This is a genomic window from Ruegeria sp. YTSC003 (genome assembly GCF_059609785.1).
This window is the reverse complement of the sequence record NZ_JBXWMK010000012.1, coordinates 42,603-59,097: the sequence shown is the minus strand read 5'-3', so window position 1 is coordinate 59,097 and position 16,495 is coordinate 42,603. Positions and strand designations below refer to the sequence as shown.

At 56.0% G+C, this 16,495-nt stretch carries 14 protein-coding genes; 8 read left to right on the top strand and 6 right to left on the bottom strand.

Features of this window, described 5'->3' with window-relative positions; all coding sequences use genetic code 11:
* Positions 1-16: 16 nt before the first annotated feature.
* Both AC2FFH_RS19155 and AC2FFH_RS19150 read left to right on the top strand, forming a co-directional pair.
* Positions 17-997 (top strand): HlyD family secretion protein, encoded by a 981-nt coding sequence (locus AC2FFH_RS19155; RefSeq protein WP_496845100.1) that lies wholly within the window; start codon positions 17-19, stop codon positions 995-997.
* Positions 994-2,517, top strand: a complete 1,524-nt coding sequence (locus AC2FFH_RS19150) for a DHA2 family efflux MFS transporter permease subunit (protein ID WP_496845099.1) — start codon at positions 994-996, stop codon at positions 2,515-2,517. The genes AC2FFH_RS19155 and AC2FFH_RS19150 overlap by 4 nt, the downstream gene beginning before the upstream one ends.
* On the opposite strand, the gene AC2FFH_RS19145 is transcribed toward AC2FFH_RS19150, so the two are convergent.
* Positions 2,514-2,876: a fluoride efflux transporter FluC gene (locus tag AC2FFH_RS19145; RefSeq protein WP_496769273.1), complete on the bottom strand. Its 363-nt coding sequence runs from the start codon at positions 2,874-2,876 to the stop codon at positions 2,514-2,516. The two genes, AC2FFH_RS19150 and AC2FFH_RS19145, sit on opposite strands and share 4 nt — an antisense overlap.
* Positions 2,873-3,280: a fluoride efflux transporter FluC gene (locus AC2FFH_RS19140; protein ID WP_496769275.1), complete on the bottom strand. Its 408-nt coding sequence runs from the start codon at positions 3,278-3,280 to the stop codon at positions 2,873-2,875. The genes AC2FFH_RS19145 and AC2FFH_RS19140 overlap by 4 nt, the downstream gene beginning before the upstream one ends.
* Positions 3,281-3,496: 216 nt before the next feature.
* Between AC2FFH_RS19140 and AC2FFH_RS19135 the strand changes: the two genes are divergently transcribed.
* The 3 genes from AC2FFH_RS19135 to AC2FFH_RS19125 all read left to right on the top strand — a co-directional run bounded on the left by AC2FFH_RS19135 (position 3,497) and on the right by AC2FFH_RS19125 (position 7,603).
* Entirely contained in the window at positions 3,497-5,077 is a 1,581-nt protein-coding gene (locus AC2FFH_RS19135; RefSeq protein ID WP_496845098.1) for an FMN-binding glutamate synthase family protein, read from the top strand.
* Positions 5,078-5,138: 61 nt separating this feature from the next.
* Entirely contained in the window at positions 5,139-5,678 is a 540-nt protein-coding gene (locus AC2FFH_RS19130) for an RNA polymerase sigma factor (RefSeq protein ID WP_496845144.1), read from the top strand.
* A complete protein-coding gene (locus tag AC2FFH_RS19125; protein WP_496845097.1) occupies positions 5,675-7,603 on the top strand; it encodes a vWA domain-containing protein in 1,929 nt (642 codons plus the stop codon). The genes AC2FFH_RS19130 and AC2FFH_RS19125 overlap by 4 nt, the downstream gene beginning before the upstream one ends.
* Before the next feature lie 43 nt (positions 7,604-7,646).
* Here the strand turns inward: AC2FFH_RS19125 and AC2FFH_RS19120 are convergent, their stop codons facing one another.
* Genes AC2FFH_RS19120 through AC2FFH_RS19105 form a run of 4 tightly spaced genes read right to left on the bottom strand, consistent with a single transcriptional unit; the run spans position 7,647 to position 11,557 of the window.
* Positions 7,647-8,297, bottom strand: coding sequence for an ABC-type transport auxiliary lipoprotein family protein (locus tag AC2FFH_RS19120; RefSeq protein ID WP_496740334.1), 651 nt, complete (start codon positions 8,295-8,297; stop codon positions 7,647-7,649).
* Positions 8,294-9,610, bottom strand: a complete 1,317-nt coding sequence (locus AC2FFH_RS19115; RefSeq protein ID WP_496769283.1) for an MlaD family protein — start codon at positions 9,608-9,610, stop codon at positions 8,294-8,296. Before AC2FFH_RS19115 ends, AC2FFH_RS19120 begins: the two co-directional genes overlap by 4 nt.
* Positions 9,611-9,615: 5 nt before the next feature.
* A complete protein-coding gene (locus AC2FFH_RS19110) occupies positions 9,616-10,431 on the bottom strand; it encodes an ABC transporter ATP-binding protein (protein ID WP_472725066.1) in 816 nt (271 codons plus the stop codon).
* Position 10,432: 1 nt separating this feature from the next.
* Complete coding sequence (locus AC2FFH_RS19105) at positions 10,433-11,557, bottom strand: ABC transporter permease (protein WP_496725046.1); 1,125 nt, start codon at positions 11,555-11,557, stop codon at positions 10,433-10,435.
* A 296-nt stretch (positions 11,558-11,853) separates the two neighbouring features.
* Between AC2FFH_RS19105 and AC2FFH_RS19100 the strand changes: the two genes are divergently transcribed.
* The 3 genes from AC2FFH_RS19100 to AC2FFH_RS19090 all read left to right on the top strand — a co-directional run bounded on the left by AC2FFH_RS19100 (position 11,854) and on the right by AC2FFH_RS19090 (position 16,080).
* Positions 11,854-13,386 carry a sulfatase-like hydrolase/transferase gene (locus AC2FFH_RS19100; protein WP_496769285.1) on the top strand — a complete coding sequence of 511 codons (1,533 nt, stop codon included), beginning with the start codon at positions 11,854-11,856 and terminating at the stop codon, positions 13,384-13,386.
* A 130-nt stretch (positions 13,387-13,516) separates the two neighbouring features.
* Complete coding sequence (locus AC2FFH_RS19095; protein WP_496845096.1) at positions 13,517-15,382, top strand: PAS-domain containing protein; 1,866 nt, start codon at positions 13,517-13,519, stop codon at positions 15,380-15,382.
* Complete coding sequence (locus AC2FFH_RS19090) at positions 15,382-16,080, top strand: response regulator transcription factor (RefSeq protein ID WP_496725040.1); 699 nt, start codon at positions 15,382-15,384, stop codon at positions 16,078-16,080. Before AC2FFH_RS19095 ends, AC2FFH_RS19090 begins: the two co-directional genes overlap by 1 nt.
* Positions 16,081-16,495 lie beyond the last annotated feature (415 nt).

The following is a 16,495-nucleotide window of genomic DNA, read 5'->3' as shown; positions in this document are numbered from 1 at the left end:
TGAAGGGGGCTGGTTCATGAAATCTCTTAAGGTCGTTGGCGCGGTGGTCATCTTGGGCGCAATTGCCGTCGGGCTGCTGTTGTACTGGCGCCATCAGGAACGATACCCTTCGACCGATGACGCCTATGTGGGGGCGAACATCATATACGTGGCACCACAAATCACCGGTCAGGTTGCCGAAGTGCTTGTGATTGAGAACCAGCCGGTCAAAACCGGGGACTTGCTGTTTACGATCGACGATACGCAATTCAAAGCTTCGGTCGATCAGGCCAAGGCCAACCTCGACAGCGCGGTTCAGCAGGCGCAGTCTTACAGTACACAGATCGCGGCTGCACAAGCGGTGGTCAACAGCACGCAGTCGGCCTACAATACGGCTCAGAGCAACCTGGAACGTGCTAAGGCGCTGTTTTCAGATGGTGATCTGGCGCAGGCGTCACTGGATCAGACCAGTTCGGAATTTGCGCGCGCCGCGGCGCAGCTTACCACAAGCCAATCCGCTCTATTGGCCTTGCAAAGCGGTCTAGCGGCAAAACAGGATGATATTCTGTCATCGCAAGCCCAAGTGGAAATTGCGCAGGCCAATCAGAATTGGACCAAGATTTTCGCATCGGCAGATGGGTGGATCGCCAACTTGACTCTCAGGCCCGGATCGTCGGTTTCAGCTAACGCGCCGCAGTTTTCGATCGTTGAGTCGTCTGATTGGTGGGTGGACGCCAATTTCAAAGAGACATCACTGCCGCGCATTCGTCCGGGTCAGCAGGTCACGGTAAAGATCGACATGATGCCGGGCGTCACCCTGACGGGCAAAGTTGCGTCAATCGGACGGGGGTCGGGGGATACGTTCTCGCTGTTGCCATCCGAGAACGCCAGCGGGAATTGGGTCAAGGTCACGCGGCGCTTTCCGGTGCGGGTTGAACTTGATCCTACGGATGCCCCATTGCGGGTGGGTGGCAGTAGCAAGGTGACCGTGGATACCACACCGCAGGCCCAAAAATGACATCCCCGGCAGCAGGCCACATCAATCCGGTGATTGTGGTTGCTGTTGTCCTCAGCGCTATTCTTGAGGTGCTCGACAGTACAATCGTCAATGTCGCGCTGCCCCATATTCAGGCGGCGTTCGGCGCAACAACCGATCAGGCCACGTGGATACTGACCAGTTATATTGTGTCGGCCGTTGTGGTCATGCCACTGACGGGCTTTGTCGCCCGCCGTGTCGGCCGTCGACGTCTGATCCTGACCGCTGTGACCGGGTTCGCGACGATGTCGGTCATGTGTGGCCTGTCCTGGAGCCTTGAGACCATCGTCGCCTTTCGCCTGGCCCAAGGCATGTTCGGGGCGTTTCTGATCCCGTTGTCCCAATCCATTCTATTCGACGCCTATCCCCGTGAAAAACGTGGGCAGGCGATGGCGGTCTTCGGTTTGGGAGTCGTCGTAGCACCGGTGTTGGGGCCCACAGTTGGGGCGATCCTGACCGAGTATTTCTCTTGGCGAATGGTGTTTTTCGTGAACCTGCCGGTAGCCGCGATGGCGTTGCTTTTGTTGGCCGGAGAGTTGCCGGATGACGAAACCGAAGAGGTTCGCATCGATTGGAAAGGCCTTGCTCTTCTGGCCATTGGCATAGGCTGCCTGCAATTTGTTCTGGATCAGGGAGAGACCAAGGACTGGCTGTCATCACGGGTCATTCAGGTTGCCCTCATCGCGTCGGTTTTGGGCGCGGTTGGGTTTATCATCCATGTGCTGACCACGGAAAAGCCGGTTGTGGATTTGCGGTTTTTCGCGGATCGCAATTTCGCGCTGTGCAATCTGGTTATCGCCGGATTTGCCATTTCCCTGTTCGGAGGTATCGCGATCCTGCCGACTTTCGTTCAGAACTTGCTGGACTATCCAGTCATCACATCGGGCCATCTTTTTATCCCGCGAGGGGTCGCCGCCGGGCTGTCGATGGTCCTGACCGGCGCTGTTCTGGTTACGCGTTTCGATCCGCGTGTTCTGGCCGGGCTGGGTATGCTTTTGACGGCTGTCAGCAATTTCATGATGGGGGCGCTCAACATGGATGCTGGATTTTGGGAGCTTGCCTGGCCAGGGGCGGTAAGCGGTCTGGGAATGGGGCTGGTGTTTGTGCCGATGTCGATATTGGCGTTTGAAAGCATCTCCAAGTCGCGGCAGGACGAGGCATCTGGCCTGTTCAATGTGACCCGTCAGCTTGGATCATCAGTCGGAATTTCCTTGGTCGGAACTTGGGTCGTTCGGGGCCTTCAAACAAACACGGCAGTTCTCAGCCAAAACGTGACGCCTTATAACCCCGCCGCACATGCCTATCTTGCGCCACTGAACCTGACACCGGACAGTGCGCAGGGGGCCGCCATTCTGGGGCAGGAGATCGCGCAGCAGGCTGAACTGATTTCATATCTAACCGTCTTCAACAATCTGGGGCTTTTGGCCTTGGCGACCATTCCGCTGCTGTTCTTTTGCAAAGCACCTAAACCTGGAACGCAGACGTCGGTGCCTGCACATTAACGCATTACGAACAAGCCAAATGCCAATGCCGCCCAGCAAAGACCCAGGCTGAGCAATATATTGCCCGCCGCCAGCGCAACGGTCCGTTCGCGTCTGAGTTCCAGCGACTGATAGGCAAAACTGGAAAAAGTCGTGAAGCCGCCACAAAAGCCAAAGACCAGGCGTCTTTGTTCTTCGCCCATCTCATTTGATCCTCCGAGGTATCCGATCCACAAACCCAGCAGCAGGCTACCCAGAACGTTTACGATCAGGGTCGAAAACGGCAGGTCATGAACAATCCGCAGTGCGATCCAGTGGCGCAAAACGGCCCCTAAACCGCCGCCCAATCCGAACATCGCGTGCAGAAACAATTCGCTCATTCGGTCGCCCTTGGTGGAGAAAAGCGTCTTCCGATAGCCTCACCCAGAATGGCTGCTGCCAGTCCCGCGACGATTTCCAACGCGGCGGCTGAGGCTGCGATCCAGATGTTGGACAAGGCTAACCGCTCCAATTCCGCAACAAATGAGGAAAAGGTCGACAGGCCACCACAAAAGCCGACAGCACCAAGATGCAGAACATGGGCATGGACGCGGTTTCGCACCGAATAAAGCCACCCCAGTATGAAACAGGCCACGATATTGATGCCAAAGGTCTGCGTCAGAAAACCGGCACCCGGTATATTCACCGAGAACAACTCGCGCAGTAGCGACCCAACTGCGCCGCCAATGAACACGGCTCCGAACATCAATGCCGTGGTCCGAACATGCGTTCGTTTCTGTGTCACAGCCTGCCGTCCTGCCCCTATCCCGTTTCCTCGGGCATAATAGCTGGCGTTGCCCGGATCAACCGTGACCAATTTCCGGACTACATTTCACATCTTCGCCCGTTTGCGTGAAGGCGGGCACAATCGCTTGCAATCTAACAGCGATTTGCCCCACGTTTGGCGAACACCTCGGCTGCTACCGCAGGCCGGAAAGCACGCGACCCTGGGAGAGCACGAATGATTGTACGCAGACTCTATTACTTCATTGCATATGTGTGTCTGCCGCTGACCCTGTTGTGGGGTTTTTTCTGGCCGCCCGCCCATTGGTTGCTGGTGGTGCTCATTCCATATGCCGTGATCGGCCTTTACGACATGCTGACGACCAAACACAACGTGCTGAACAACTATCCGGTCCTGGGGCATTTCCGGTATATGCTGGAGTTCGTCAGCCCGGAAATCCGGCAGTATTTTGTGGAAACCAACGAAAGCGGCCGCCCTTTCAATAGGATCGTACGATCACTTGTCTACTCGCGGGCCAAAGGACAGGTGGATACGCAGGCCTTTGGTACGCAATACGACGTCCTGTCAGTCGGATATCATCGTGCTAACCACTCGCTTGCGCCCAAGCATGTGGATGAAAGCGAAGAACGGATCATGCTGGGTGGCCCGCAATGCACGCAGCCATACAGTGCGTCGCGGCTGAACGTCTCCGCCATGAGCTTTGGGGCGCTCAGCGCCAATGCGATCCGGGCACTGAACGGCGGCGCCAAGGACGGCGGATTTGCGCATAACACGGGTGAGGGCGGCCTGTCCCCGCACCATCTGGCCGAGGGTGGCGACATCATTTGGCAGATCGGAACAGGCTATTTCGGCTGCCGCACGCCCGAGGGTGGTTTTGACAAGGACCTGTTTGCCGAAAAGGCAAAAAAGGACGTTGTCAAAGCGATTGAAATCAAGCTGTCGCAGGGGGCCAAGCCATCGCATGGCGGGGTGTTACCTGCCGCAAAGGTGGATCAGGAGATCGCTGAAATCCGTGGCGTGCCCGAACATCAGGACGTGATATCCCCGCCCACCCACTCTGCCTTCGAAGGCCCGACCGGTCTGATCCATTTTGTACAGCATCTGCGGGAAATGTCTGGCGGTAAACCAATCGGGTTCAAGCTGTGTATTGGCAGACCGTCCGAATTCATGGCGATTTGCAAGGCGATGCTGGAAACAGGAATCCTGCCGGACTTCATCACGATTGACGGTGCCGAAGGCGGTACCGGTGCTGCCCCGGTCGAATTCACCAACCGTTTGGGCATGCCGCTGAACGAAGCGCTGATTTTCGTCAACAACTGCCTGCGTGGCGTCGGTTTGCGCGACAAAATCCGGATCATCTGTTCGGGTAAGGTAGCCACCGGCTACGACATGGTCGAAAAATTCGCGCTGGGGGCGGACATGTGTAATGCAGCGCGCGCAATGATGTTTGCCGTGGGGTGCATTCAGGCGCTGCATTGCAATACGAACCGCTGCCCATCAGGCGTAGCCACCCAGGACCCGATACGGGGCAGGGCGGTCAATGTTCCCCAAAAACGCGAACGCGTACACCGCTTTCACGATGCGACATTGGAAAGCTTCCGCGAACTTTTGGGCGCTATGGGCAAAGACAAGGTGTCGGACCTTCACCCGGTAGATATCCGCCGTCGTACGGCAGACGAGCGGGAACGGTCTTATGCCGAACTCTATACCCTTATTGACGAAGGCGTTTTGTTGACCGACACAATTCCGCCCGACTACGCGGCCGATTGGAAACTCGCCTCGGCGGACCACTTTTAATTTTTTTGGCGACATCGCCAAGGATTGACGTTTTCGATCCGTCATACTCAGTGTGATGCGTATGAAAACATCGGATGAGGACTTGGCCAGGGCCGCTGCGGACGGGGACGCTGATGCGTTTGCGACCCTGTTGCAGCGCCACTATGACCGGATCTTTCGTCTGGCTTTTCGCCTGACCGGACGGGCTGATCAGGCCGAGGATCTGGCACAGGATATCTGTGCGGCGTTGCCCACCAAAATCGCGGGTTTTCGGGCGCAGGCCAAGTTCACAACCTGGCTTTATCGCGTTGTCGTCAACGCGGCCGAGGACGCCCGGCGTCGCCAAGCAAGTCACAGTCGCGCTGCCGCAGGGTGGGGTGATGTGGAGCAATTGCGACGGGCAGAAGCGACCGAGACGGCCCAAGCAATGGATTGGTTGCAGCGCGCCATGCGGTCTCTGCCACTCGATTTGCAAGATACTCTGGCCCTGACATTAGAGGATGAAATGACACACGCCGAAGCTGCAGCAGTTCTGGGCGTGTCCGAAGGCACCGTGTCCTGGCGCATGTCGGACATTCGCAAACGTCTGCGCGCCCTGCGACAAGAGGAATTGGCACCATGACCGATGATCTTGATGACTTCAAAGCCTTGATGGATGCTGCGACGCCGGCACCAGATGCCGAACGGCGGGCGCAAAACTTAAAACGGGCTCAGAAAAATTATGCACACAGCCAAGGATCGCATGCTGCGATGCGTCCGACTGTTAAGCGAGGCCCAATGGCCCGCATGACAGAAGGAGCGAAATCCATGTTGAATGCTTTGTCCCATCGCGGCGCCCTAACCGCGACAACCGCAATTGCCGCTGTTGCGCTGATTATGTTCGTGCCGCAATCCCGCGACATCGTTGTGCAGCCCCTATCGCGCAGCGAAAGCCCTGCGCCCGCACCCGAAGCAGATTCTGCCGTATTGGAAGAACCCGTCGTTGAGGCCCCGGTCGTTGTTGAAGAGTATGCCGCGCCCGTGCGATCCAAAGCGGCCGCCCCTCAGCAAGGCGTTTCGGGCTTGGTTGCTGGAAACACTGCGCGACTTGGCGTCACTTCGGGCGATGCTACTCATATGATGGTTGAACGCGAGGTGGGAATTCTGCCCCTCTCGGATACCGAGGCGTTTTCAAACGCTGAAGCCAATCCTCTGAAAGTCACCAGTGAAGAGCCTGTTTCCACCTTTTCAATTGACGTCGATACGGCCTCGTATTCGATCGTCCGGTCCTCTCTTATGCGCGGTCAGCTTCCACCCAAGGATGCCGTCCGTGTCGAAGAGATGGTAAATTATTTTCCTTACTCCTACCCCGCGCCAGAAGGGGACGCGCCGTTCCGGCCGACGATCACAGTAACACCGACGCCTTGGAATGAGGGTACTCAGCTTGTGCATGTCGGTATCCAAGGAGCATTGCCGCAGATTGAGGACCGACCACCGCTTAATCTGGTCTTTCTGATCGATACGTCGGGATCGATGCATGATGCCAACAAACTACCACTGTTAAAACAATCGTTCCGTTTGATGCTGTCAGAGTTGCGAGATGAGGACGAGGTCTCGATCGTGACCTATGCCGGAAGCGCGGGGCAGGTTCTGGAACCCACTGCGGTCGTGGAACGTGACAAAATCCTCGGCGCGCTCGACCAGTTGGAGGCAGGCGGTTCGACCGCAGGTCAGGCCGGGTTGCAACAGGCATATCAGGTAGCCGAAAGCATGAGCGCCGACGACGAGGTCACGCGCGTCATCCTGGCAACGGATGGCGACTTTAATGTTGGCTTGTCTGATCCTAATGCGCTGAAAGACTTCATAGCAAATAAACGTGACAGCGGTACGTTTCTGAGTGTTTTGGGTTTTGGCCGGGGTAATCTGGATGATGCCACGATGCAGGCACTAGCCCAGAACGGAAACGGACAGGCCGCGTATATCGACACGCTGAGCGAGGCGCAAAAAGTCCTGGTAGACCAGTTGACCGGCGCATTGTTCCCAATTGCCAACGACGTCAAAATCCAGGTTGAGTTCAACCCGTCACAAATAGCCGAATATCGCCTGATCGGATACGAGACGCGCGCGTTGCGTCGAGAAGATTTCACCAATGACAAAGTTGACGCCGGTGATATTGGAGCAGGCCATTCGGTCACGGCGATTTACGAGGTCACGCCTGTTGGTTCAGACGCCATCCTGAACGACCCGTTGCGCTATGGTGCCCAAGCGGTGCGCGATGGTTCGGATGAGATCGGGTTTTTCAAGCTGCGTTACAAAATGTCGGGATCTGACCAAAGTCAGTTGATCGAACAGCCCATTGCGGCGCTGCAGGGCGAGGCTACAGACGATGTCCGCTTTTCCTATGCTGTCGCCGGATTCGGGCAGTTATTGCGCGGTGCAGAGTATCTGGGGAACTGGTCCTACGACGATGCGATCGGATTGGCGAACGCGGCGCGTGGCGAAGATCCCTTTGGGTACAGGGCCGAAGCTGCCACGCTCATGCGGCTTGCACAAACACTGTCAAGGTAACAGCGGGCAATGGGGCGCTGCGTTGGGCAGCGCCCGTGTCCCGTCAATACGATCTTTGGTTGTTGGCCGCATGTGTATTGATCCGGCGCACGCTCCACTCTACGGCGTCGCGCATGGTCCTGCCCAAAGCATCGTCAAAGGCTTTCACAAGGTCAGGCGTCGCATCGCTAGCAGAGGCAACAACTTCCCGAAATGAACTGGACGCGATGATCTTGTCTTCGAATTCATCAATGATCTTAATGTTCATGCGCACTTCGACGCGAATGGTTTTTGTCCCCTCAACATCGCTGACGACGAACCCCTGAAATTCGCGCAGGTCCGGAACGATGACATAATCTGCGCGCAGACCCACGGTTGAGCGACCAACAGCGGCCACCTTGCCGCTGTTTTCATAGCTTTCGACCAACAGCGCCTGTACGATAAGCGGTGCACGGTCGACCCATCTGGCGCGCGGTAGATATTGCACCTGCAATGGGGTTGGCTGAACAGCGATCTGATCGGTATTGACCGCGGCCGTAGCCGTCGGTTCCTGTACAACGATTTGTTTTTGCACACGCGGTAACGAAGACGAAAAGGTGCTTTTGGGCGTCAAGAGATACAGGTCGTTTGGCTTGGAGGCCTGCCTCAGCGTACCCAACCCGGTGCATGCGCCCAGCGACACCAACGCCAGAACCAAAAGAAACAGCCTGATCATTGGCGAAACTCCGAAGCTTGGGTTCCCAGTAAGAACCTTGCTGGGTCACGTTCGACTTTGTCCACCAGCCGATCCAGGCTGATCACCAGTCGTTGCGACTCTTCTATGAAACGTGTGAATTGGGGCAGGCCGACGCGGAGGAAGTCGGACAATTGCCGCCGATTGTCCTGGACGATGCCGTCGATGGTCCCCAGTAACTCGGATGCCGATCGCGATGCATTGAGGATATCTGCCGAAATCTCGTCCAGCTTGCTTGTGACATTAGACACCGTCGAGGCGACCTGATTGGCCGCATTGCGGATATCGTCCATGACTGCGCCGACGTCTTTGTTGATGACCTCATTGGCCGAGTCAAAAGCGCGTTCCGCAGAAGCCAATGTGGTGTTTGCCGTATCCATCGCTGCCGTGATCGACCCCAGTGTTTTGTTTGCATTCACAAAGGTCTCGGTCGCGGTCGCCAAAGCAACGCTGCCTTCGTCGGACAGGCCGGTCAGGCGTTCTGCCAATGTCGAGGCGCGATCGATGAAGGGTTTCACGTCGTCCTGTATTATGCGATCGGCCGATTCAATTGTGGTCTTGGCGCTGTTCAGTGTTTCCGTTGCGGACTCGGATGCAGTTTTTACGCTTTTGAGTGTGTCTGTCCCTGTCGTCAGGGTGGTTTCGGCTGTGTCGGCCAATTTATCAAGCCGCGTTGTAAAGTTGCCCAGTTGCTTGGCAGCGCCGCCAAGGTCGGTGGACAAGCTTTCGAAATCTGTCAGCGTTTTGTCCAGCCTGCCGGATGCAGAAGCCAGGTTGTCCAAAATTTTGCTGACGGATTGGCGGTTCTTGTCGTCAACGACCGAATTCAGACTCTCAAGCAGGGTAACCGCCTCATCCAGAACTTTCGGGGCACCTTCGAACAAGGATTGAATCGCGCTGCGCTTGCTTTTGATTACGCTGTTTTCCGGCAAGGGTTTGTCGCTGCTTTTGCCACCCGTCAGCTCAACATAACTGACGCCAGTTACGCCCAGAGATTGTAGCTGCGCGATGGTATCTTCGGTGACGGGTATGTCGGCATCTACTTCAAGCTTAACGCGCACCTTTGACGGATCGTCCTCGTCCAGGTTCAACGAAATCACCTGACCAACGGGCAAGCCGTTGAAGCTTACGCCGCCCGCAGAGGAGAGGCCCGATACGTTTTCGAACAGAACGTCGTAATATGCGTATTGGCGCGACACCTCGAATTTCGCGAGCCATAGGAAAAACCCGAAGGCACCAAGGATGCCCGCGATTGTGAACGCGCCGATCAGGATATAGTTTGCCCGGGTTTCCATAGCCTTTACCTGTCCTGACCCTTCTCTTGCGCCGCGCGGGCCCGGGGGCCGGTGAAATACTCTTGAACCCAAGGATGGTCGACTTTGGTCATTTCTTCAATCGGACCTTCAACCAGAACCCGTTTTTCTGCGAGCACTGCGACCCTATCGCAAATGGCATAAAGACTATCGAGGTCATGCGTGACCATAAAGACCGTCAAGCCTAATGCATGCTGCAATTCGCCGATCAACTCGTCATACGCAGCCGCGCCGATTGGGTCGAGACCCGCGGTTGGCTCGTCCAGAAACACAATTTCCGGGTCCAACGCCAAGGCGCGGGCAAGGGCGGCGCGTTTGCGCATTCCGCCGGACAATTCGGAAGGCAATTTCCCGCAACTCAGTTGCGGCAAACCGACAAGGCTGATCTTCAGGTTACCAAGCGCGCACATCAGGTTTTCGCTCAGCCCTGTATGTTCGCGCAGTGGCGCCATCACGTTCTGCAAGACCGTTAGCGAGGAAAACAATGCCCCATCCTGAAAGGCAACGCCCCAGCGACGCTCAATCCGGCGGCGTTCCTGCTCTGGGCCATTCAATACGTCGACACCCAGCACCTCGATGCTGCCCGCCGCGGGTCTGTTCAAGCCCACAATCGTGCGCAGCAGAACCGATTTGCCAGTTCCCGATCCGCCGACGATCCCCAGAACTTCACCACGCCACACATCCAGATTCAGATTCTGATGTACAACTTGAGGCCCAAACTGGTTTGTAAGATTGCGAACGCGGATAACCGCTTCGCGTTGAGCGTCGGATTTAGAAGTTTGTTCCAGCGTCGTACCGTCCAACTCAGACCTCCATCACCGAAAAGAAGATCGAGAACAAAGCATCCAAAGCGATCACCAGAAAGATGGATTGCACAACCGAAGCCGTGGTTCGTTGCCCGACGGATTGGGCAGACCCCTTGACCTGCATGGCCTGCCAACAAGCAATTACGCCGATGACCAAAGCAAAGAAGGGGGCCTTGATCATGCCAATGGCGAATTGCCAAATACCGGTGTTCTCTTTCAGGCGTGTGACGAACATGCCCGGGCTAACACCCAGGTCAATCCAACTCATCAATCCGCCGCCGATAAGGGCGGCAAGGTCGGCGATGAAACCAAGGATCGGCAGCATGATCAACAGGGCAACAACACGCGGGATCACCAACACCTCGATTGGGTCCAAACCCAACGTGCGCATTGCGTCGATCTCTTCCTGAACCTTCATCGAGCCAATCGAGGCGGTAAAAGCCGATCCTGAACGCCCCGCAACGATGATTGCGGTCAGCAAAATGCCGAGCTCACGCAAAACTGAGATCGAAATCAATTCGACCACGAAAATCTCGGCGCCGAACTGCTTTAGCTGGGTTGCGCCCTGAAAGGCCAGTACGACGCCGATCAGGAACCCCATAAGGGCAACGATCGGGATGGCCTTGAGTCCGGTCTCTTCCATTTGCGAGACCAAGGCCGCTTTGCGCAGACGGCGCGGCATTAGAATTGTACGGACAAGGCGATGCAGCGTCAGACCCAGGAAGCCCAGCAGGGATAGCATGTCTTTTCCGGCCTGGGCGGTGCGTTCCCCGACACTTGCGACCCAGTCGGTAAAACTGCGCTTTTCAGTTGCCACACCGGGGTCGTCGGGAATGTTTTCCGCCACGGTGTCTAAAAGAGCGGAATGGGCGGGCTTTAACCCTTCATAATGTACGGTCGCGCCACTTGCCTTTGCGCGCCGTGCAACATCGGCAATCAGCCATGCGCCACCGGTATCCAGTGCTCCGACCTTCGAAAGATCGACTGTTAGTTCGTCTCTGTCAGCGCTAAACTCTTCAAACGCCTTTTCGACCGTGTCCAGGGATTGAGTCACCAAATCACCCGAAACCCGCAGGTAAACGCCGTTGGCGTCACGGTCCGACTGTATCACTGGCTGCGTCATGAGCGTATGTGATGGCAAAGGACATTGACCTGCAACGGATTTTTGCGAACTGTGTTGTATTTATTGGCGCTCAATAGCGTCTAAGTGACATCTCCAGACACGAAGGTCGTGGTTGTGGTTGGTTTTGCGCTCAACTGGGCCGACCGGCGCAAGATCATTTCAAATAAATCTGTTGCTTCTGTTGCATGGGCGCGCCGGGCGAAAATCCGATGGGTCGTGACTCAGGTGTTGCGGGGTTCTGCGAACCAAGACAGAGTTCGCTCTGGCGCCACTGACGTGGAATCAAGGAGAGCGAAATGCGGCACGCTAAGAATGTTTTGTTCATCATCATAGATCAGTTGCGCGCCGACTGTCTGAACGGCGCTTTAGCGGCCCATGTCGATCTGCCAAACCTGCGTGCATTCATGGACGAGGCGGTGACGTTTGACCGGCATTTTTCGGTGACCAACCCCTGTGGTCCATCGCGTGTGTCAATCCTGACCGGGCAATATGCGATGAACCACCGATCGGTTCGCAATGGAACCCCGTTGCGGCATGACACCCCGAACATCGCGACCGAAATGCGCAAAGCCGGCTATCTGCCCATGCTGTTTGGATACACGGATACATCCGCCGACCCTAGGGTACATGACCACAACGATCCGATCCTGAAATCCTATGAACACCCAATGGCTGGGTTTCATGAGGTCCTCGAAATGCGGTTGGAGGAATCCTATCCTTGGCGCGGACATCTGATGCAAAAGGGCTACGCGTTCGAGGATTACTGGGATGTTCACAAGCCGGTCGCGCCGGATGGGGGTGAACCCCGGTTGAATGACCCGGCTATGTACCGGGCTGAAGACAGCGATACAGCCTTTCTGACGGACGTGTTCTTGAACAGCATGGCGCCTTATGTTGGCCAAGACTGGTTTGCCCATCTGACCTATATTCGACCACACCCGCCATTGGTCGCCCCGGCACCCTACAACGATATGTATGACCTAGCGACCCTGCCTCGGCCCGCAGGGTTCTCTGATCCGATGGATGAACGGGCGATGCATCCGTTTATTGGCCCGACAATTGACAATACGTCCGCCGGTGACTTTGTTTTGGGCTTTGAAGGGGTAGAGCCGACGCTTGAAAACATCCAAACGCTGCGCGCGGTTTATCTGGGTCTCGCAACCGAGGTTGACCATCACATCGGGCGTGTAGTCCAATTCCTGAAGGATAGTGGCCAATACGACAACACGATGGTTGTCATTACTGCGGACCACGGAGAGATGCTGGGCGACCGACACAGCTGGGGCAAGATGGCGGTCTTTGACGCCGCCTATAAAACGCCATTGATGATTAGGGACCCCAACAATCAATCGCATGCCGGGTCGGTGATCTCGGTACCGACGGAATCCATCGACATTACGCCGACTATTTTGGATTGGATCGGCCAGCCGATCCCAAATTCCATGGACGGTCGATCGTTGCTGCCGCTGATGCAAGGGCAAATCCCTGACGATTGGCGCAGCTATTCCTTCAGCGAGTTGGATTTTGCCGAACCAGAGCAACCTACGATCTGGCAGCAGGTTTTGGGTACGGGTAATAGCGATTCATGTCTGGGCATCCTGAGGGATGAGCGTTTCACTCTGGTCGAGTTCGCCGCAGACCTTCCGCCCATGCTGTTTGATCACCAGGATGGTGGAGAATTGCGGAACAAGGCGAATGATCCCGAATATTTGTCGGTCTTGATGCGCCTATCCAGACAAATGTTGCGCCATCGGATGAAAAATATGGATCATACACTGTCTCTGGATTCCATTACGGCGGATGGTCCCAAGACCAAATCCAGGTATTGATCGCAAAATATGTGCGACCCGTTTTTCCAACCTGTCGCGCTCTTGCCCTCTACACCTGTAACAGATCCAGTGTTACGCATGTGTCGCGGGGAGGATGGATTTGGAAATAACCGAGCAACAGATAAAGTCCATGACGACGGCTGGTCTGAATCTGATCGGCCAGGCCCTGTCAATTTATGACAGCCAGCTTCGGCTGGTGGTCAGCAATCGACCGTTTCAGACGATGTTTGATCTGCCGGACCATCTTGTACAGCCCGGCGCCTTGTTCAGCGACACAATCCGGCACCTCGCATCCAGTGGCGAATACGGCGATGTCGATGATGTCGAAGCGGCTGTCGATCTGCGCGTCAATCAGGCGCTGACATTCGAACCTCATTACATCGAACGCGTTCGGGCCAATGGTCAGGTTATTTCGGTTGAAGGTGCCCCCTTGCCCAAAGGCGGATGGGTGGCGGTCTATACAGACATCACCAATACGAAACAGGCTGAGGCGCTGTTGCGCGCCCGTTCCGAGGAGCTTTCTGGTCAGTTGTTCGACCGGGCTGAAGAGCTGTCAGCAGCGAACAGAAAACTGGCGGCCACAAACTCGGCTTTGGAAGAAGCCAAACGCCAATTGACCGAGATCGAAGCGCGCACCCGTATGACGACCGAGATGATGCCGGCCCATATTGCTCATCTGGACGCCAAAGGCTGCTACGATTACTCCAACCGGCGGCTAAACTCGGTCATGCCAGGTCGCCCGTCCGAGATTTTGGGTATGCATATTTCTAAGGCTTTGGGCTCTGCCGCTTTTACACGGGTCCAGGCGCATCTGCAAAAGGCCTATGCCGGAGAAACCTCTGTTTTCGAATTTACCGAGGATCAGGATTCCAGGCGCATTCGCGTATCCTTCACACCTGATGGCGAAGGTGGTGTTTACATCATGTCCGTCGACATCACTGAGGAAACGCAAGCGCGCGTCGCGCTGCAACAAACCCGTCGCCGCGCGATGGCCGCACAAATGACCAGCGGGTTGGCGCATGATTTCTCGAACCTTTTGACCATTATTCTGGGCATGCAGTCCAGGCTGGAAAAGATGGATTTGCCGGAAGATGCTCGTGAGCTGATTGACGCTACCAAGCAGACAGCGCGCAGGGGTGGGCAACTGTTGAATCGCATCGCCGATATGACGGGTAACCGGACACCTCAACCCAAAGCGACGGACATGCGCGGATTGCTTGAGGATTTGCGCATTCTGGCCTCTCCATCCCTGCCGCGCGGGGTCGGCTTGTCGGTGGTTAATACGTTGCCGGACAAAGCTCTGATGCTGGATCCCGGGATGGTTCAGGACGCCTTGCTGAACCTGGTTTTGAACGCGCGGGATGCTTGTGGAGAATCCGGCCAGATCACAATCAGCGCCCATACCATTGGTGAGATATGGACCGAAATCGCAGTGTCAGACACTGGCCCCGGGTTTTCGAAAGATGCATTGGAAAAGGCGTTGAACCCGTTTTTCACAACCAAAGGCGACAAAGGGTCGGGTCTTGGTCTGCCGATGGTCTACGACACCGTCAAGCTGGCCGGCGGCGACCTGAGTTTGCGCAATACTCCGTCAGGTGCATCGGTCATTTTGCGACTGCCGTACCGAGCAGCCCTGCCAGTACAGGAAGGGTTGGTTCTGTTGGTCGAAGACAGCGACGATCTGCGCAGTCAGTTCCGCGATATGTTGGTCGACATCGGGTTTGCAGTGATTGAGGCGACGTCTTGTGACGAAGCCATCACCCTGGCAAAAGATGTCAAAGACATTGCTTTGGTGCTGTCCGATATTCGCCTTGAAGGGCAGGAGACGGGTTTGGATCTTTTGGCAAAACTGGAGCCCGCGTTGCCCCGTATCCTTATGACATCCTTGCCTTATTCCGATCCGTTGTATCGCGAGGCGCTGAAACGCGCGCCGGTGCTGCGGAAACCCTTCACCCGGGCGCAACTGTCTGCCCTGATCCGTGACGAGGCTGCCTGATGACCCAACCGCTGGTAACCATTGTCGATGATGAGCCCGAGATACGGCGCATTCTGACCGACGCGCTTGAAGAAGCAGGGTTTCGCACCCAGAGCTTTGCGCGCGCGCGGGAATTCGAAGCGTCGCTCAAACGGGTTACGCCGGACGTATGTCTGGTTGATTTGTCCCTGCCGGATACGGATGGGTTGGCACTGGTCCATCGGCTGGCATTGGAGCAGGGGGCTTCGGTCATCATCATTTCTGGTCGTGCGCAGGTACAGGATCGCGTCACCGGTCTGGAACTGGGGGCGGATGACTATATTACCAAGCCGTTCGACCCGGCCGAAGTTGTGGCACGCATTCGGGCGCGGTTGCGATCCCCCAAGGCGCAGACCGCACAATCTGACGTGGCACGTTTCAACGGCTGGACGGCCTACTTTGATCGCTACATCCTAGAAGACGGATCCGGTGCCGAAACTCCGTTCAGCCATGCAGAGGGCGAAGTTCTGAAGCTGTTTCTGGAAAGTCCCAAGCGATTGATCAGCCGCACTCAGATGCAAGATGCTCTGGGTGGTGCTGCCGGCGACAGTTTTGATCGTGCGATGGATGTCAGAATTTCCAGGTTGCGGACCAAACTGGGCGAAGACCCCAAAAACCCTCGCCTGATCAAAACTATCTATGGTGCCGGATATATTTTTTTGGGCGATGTTGAATGGTAAGCACTGGTCAAAACGACGACTTGCCGCACAAAAAGACAGGGCGCTGTTCCGGTCGTGTCGCGGTTTTTTGACTGAGGTAGAGGTAAACGCATGCCTTGGTGCTTGTTGATGTTAATCAATCGCGAGCAGGTTTCTGAGTGATTTCCTTGAAAGGCTGCCACTTACCCACGGGATTGGATGAAACCTATCTGCGAGTTCGCGGTAGGTGGGTGCAAATTTATTGAGGCGTCAACATAGCATGAAAAAGTCAGTTCACACCCGGACTCCCTCTGTTTCTGCGGCTTGCTCAATTGGCAAGGAGCAGCGCCACTTGAGCGGTTCAAATTGAAAGTTAGTGCACGGTTGGCTTTGACCTCTCCCGGTTTCCGGTCAGGTATTCATGCGGCCTTTCGGGTTTCGGTTAGTTGGCCACGAT

Excerpts from the sequence above, each read along its gene's own strand:
- AC2FFH_RS19155 (WP_496845100.1), top strand. The coding sequence starts at position 17 with ATGAAATCTCTTAAGGTCGTTGGCGCGGTGGTCATCTTGGGCGCAATT.
- AC2FFH_RS19150 (WP_496845099.1), top strand. The coding sequence starts at position 994 with ATGACATCCCCGGCAGCAGGCCACATCAATCCGGTGATTGTGGTTGCT.
- AC2FFH_RS19145 (WP_496769273.1), bottom strand. The coding sequence starts at position 2,876 with ATGAGCGAATTGTTTCTGCACGCGATGTTCGGATTGGGCGGCGGTTTA.
- AC2FFH_RS19135 (WP_496845098.1), top strand. The coding sequence starts at position 3,497 with ATGATTGTACGCAGACTCTATTACTTCATTGCATATGTGTGTCTGCCG.
- AC2FFH_RS19130 (WP_496845144.1), top strand. The coding sequence starts at position 5,139 with ATGAAAACATCGGATGAGGACTTGGCCAGGGCCGCTGCGGACGGGGAC.
- AC2FFH_RS19125 (WP_496845097.1), top strand. The coding sequence starts at position 5,675 with ATGACCGATGATCTTGATGACTTCAAAGCCTTGATGGATGCTGCGACG.
- AC2FFH_RS19120 (WP_496740334.1), bottom strand. The coding sequence starts at position 8,297 with ATGATCAGGCTGTTTCTTTTGGTTCTGGCGTTGGTGTCGCTGGGCGCA.
- AC2FFH_RS19115 (WP_496769283.1), bottom strand. The coding sequence starts at position 9,610 with ATGGAAACCCGGGCAAACTATATCCTGATCGGCGCGTTCACAATCGCG.
- AC2FFH_RS19105 (WP_496725046.1), bottom strand. The coding sequence starts at position 11,557 with ATGACGCAGCCAGTGATACAGTCGGACCGTGACGCCAACGGCGTTTAC.
- AC2FFH_RS19100 (WP_496769285.1), top strand. The coding sequence starts at position 11,854 with ATGCGGCACGCTAAGAATGTTTTGTTCATCATCATAGATCAGTTGCGC.
- AC2FFH_RS19095 (WP_496845096.1), top strand. The coding sequence starts at position 13,517 with ATGACGACGGCTGGTCTGAATCTGATCGGCCAGGCCCTGTCAATTTAT.
- AC2FFH_RS19090 (WP_496725040.1), top strand. The coding sequence starts at position 15,382 with ATGACCCAACCGCTGGTAACCATTGTCGATGATGAGCCCGAGATACGG.